The sequence below is a fragment of the Streptomyces spinoverrucosus genome, assembly GCF_006539505.1.
Taxonomy (GTDB): Bacteria; Actinomycetota; Actinomycetes; order Streptomycetales; family Streptomycetaceae; genus Streptomyces; species Streptomyces spinoverrucosus.
Window position 1 is genome coordinate 1 of sequence record NZ_BJND01000210.1, and the last position, 685, is coordinate 685.

At 72.7% G+C, this 685-nt stretch carries 1 pseudogene; it reads left to right on the forward strand.

Annotation, left to right across the window (positions count from 1 at the left end):
- Positions 1-685 (forward strand): annotated as a pseudogene (locus SSP24_RS42570) (IS200/IS605 family accessory protein TnpB-related protein); the annotation flags it as partial.

Below are 685 nucleotides of genomic sequence, written 5' to 3' on the forward strand. Positions count from 1 at the left end.
CACGACCAGTGGGCGCTCGCCCGGCGCGGCCAGCTCGCGCACATCCAGAGCCTTCAAGCCGGGATCGCGACGATCACGCACCGGCTGTCCCGACCCGTTGGCGAGAAAGGCACCAGGCAGGCGCCGGGCGGCTACCACACCCGGCAGGAGTGGTTCGCCAAGTCCCGCCGCTTGCACCTGCTCGAAGACCGGCTCCAGGCAGCCCGGGCAGACCGCGAAGCCGGGCGCGTGCGCGTGGTGCGCGGCGGCAAGCAACTGCTGAACAGCCGCCACCACCTGAAGGCCGCCCAGCTCACCGAGGCCGAGTGGCGTACCCGGTGGGAGACCGGGCGGCGGTTCCTGCAGGCCGATGGCGAGTCCGGGAAGCGGTACGGCAACGAGACCATCCGCGTCACCGACGACGGCGAAGTCTCCCTCAAGCTTCCCGCACCGCTGGCGCACCTGGCGAACGCGCCGCACGGCCGCTACGTCCTCGCCGCCCGCGTGAGCTTCCCGCACCGGGGCGAGCAATGGCGCAACCGGATCACCGCCAACCGGGCCGTCGCCTACCGCATCCACGAAGACGTGGGCCGCGGCCGCTGGTATCTGACGGCCTCCTGGACGATCCCGCCGGTCCAGACCGTGCCGCTGGAGGCAGCCCGCGCGCACGGCCTGGTCGGCGTGGACACCAACGCCGACCACCTCG